This window comes from Parafrankia sp. BMG5.11 (assembly GCF_004337455.1).
The window spans coordinates 1-1,704 of sequence record NZ_SJXI01000181.1 but is presented as its reverse complement, the minus strand read 5'-3'; the positions used below and the strand labels follow the sequence as shown (position 1 = coordinate 1,704).

At 52.2% G+C, this 1,704-nt stretch carries 2 protein-coding genes; one reads left to right on the top strand and one right to left on the bottom strand.

The window, feature by feature from the left end; all coding sequences use genetic code 11:
• Nucleotides 1-502 (bottom strand): hypothetical protein (locus E0504_RS49405; RefSeq protein WP_131628064.1); only part of this gene is annotated, 502 nt, incomplete at its 3' end.
• 374 nt (nucleotides 503-876) lie between these two features.
• Here E0504_RS49405 and E0504_RS49400 point away from each other — a divergent pair.
• Nucleotides 877-1,380 (top strand): hypothetical protein, encoded by a 504-nt coding sequence (locus E0504_RS49400; RefSeq protein ID WP_131628062.1) that lies wholly within the window; start codon nucleotides 877-879, stop codon nucleotides 1,378-1,380.
• The last annotated feature ends 324 nt before the right edge of the window (nucleotides 1,381-1,704 follow it).

Genomic DNA, 1,704 nt, shown 5'->3' with positions numbered 1-1,704 from the left:
GGTCGCACCCGTGAATGGACACGTAGCGACCCCGTCCATTCTCGTTTTCGCACAGCGTTGCAACCTCCTTAACTTCACTTAGATCGAAACCCTCGACCACCTTAGCTTTGTCGCCGTTCATGCGTTCTGGAGATTCGTACAACGAGTATGTAACCCACTGCGGGGTCGCAGTATCTAGAGTCGGACACAAGATAGACGCACTTGCTTGCGGATAAATTTTCTTGATCTCATCTTCGGTCGGGACGCACGCATCGCGCACCTGAGCCGGAGCGTGCTTGCGAACCTCGGATTCCGGGTCGGCAAAAGCAGGTTGGACAGCGGTCGAGAAAATCAAGGATGTTGCCCCAAAAAGAACGGCGAAGCCGCCTGCCAAGATCCTAGAATCTGCCGCCTTGAAACGCCAGAATCGAGTCCCACCAAGCCCCACAAAGCGACCGGTAGATGCCTTATCGAGGAGGCCGATAAAGATAGTACGAAGCGCTGCACCGATCATGGAAAACACAGGACCACCCCCACTCTTCATGGCGGATACTTTAGGCTCACATACCTACCATGACATCCTCTATCCTTGGTCGCATCCCGGATTAGTGATCTACTAGGCTTCATGTTAATAGCCCCCTATGTAGCCGATTCTCAACTTCGATAGAGCCTTCGCAAGTATTGTCCGATTCGTGAGGTACAGCTACTTTGGTCGGCAATTTAACCACTCAAATCTTGACCCCGAGTGACCCCGATCGATCAATATCTCAAGAATGTTTTGGATGGAAGAGTGAGGGTAAACCGATGATCGGTTTCTCACAGAGAACTTTTTCGCGTCAGACTGTTACGACAATGATCTGGCGCTGCACAGTATGGGCGGCTCGGGAAGGGGGATCCGTGAGGCTACACAGCAAAGAAACCGTGAAGCACGAGTCTGAAAAAGACCTCGTGGCCGAAGTGGCGCAACTTGTTTTGCGGGATGCAGCTCCTGACGAGCTCGTGATATTCGACGAAGTAGCCGAGGAGTACTTCAGAAACCCGAAAAAAGCGCTGAGCCGGCAGCAGCGGGACGAGGCTGTCGGGTTCGGACTCGATGAGATTCTCCTCATCCCCTATGTTCTAGATATTGTCACTGTGGTCCTAACTAGTCTCGCTTCCTTTGTCACCGATACAGCGCTGGGTGTGGCGGAGCCAAAATTTCGCCAGTTCATCCGGCGCCTATTCCGTCTCGGCAGTGATACTTCATCGAAGACAGACGATGCCGACAAAGAACTATCGCGCGAACAGATTCGTCTTATCCGCAAGACATCCTATGATCGGGCCATAGAACTTGGTCTTGACGAAGATCGCGCCTCAATCCTGGCGGACTCCATCGTCGGAAAAATGGTTGCTACTGGATGACGCAATGACACAAAACGAAGCCGCCCAGTCGAACCACAGAAGAGCTCGACACTCCGATCATCCTCGAGCGAATATTCTCTCTTATCCACCCCAGACCACAGGGTTGTTTATCATCTTCATTCTGGCCCTGATCGGCACCGGACTCTACATAGGTACGTGGATACACAACGAATTTTTCATCAAGCACTGGCTTCCTGCCATTTTGCGTTGCCGGCTAGAGGCATCGGAAACTGTCTCAAACCTTCGACCCGACCTCGCCATACTGGAGCAAATTAGGCAAACTGAACGCTGCGAGCATCCTGCTGAGTACCTGTCCTGAATCTT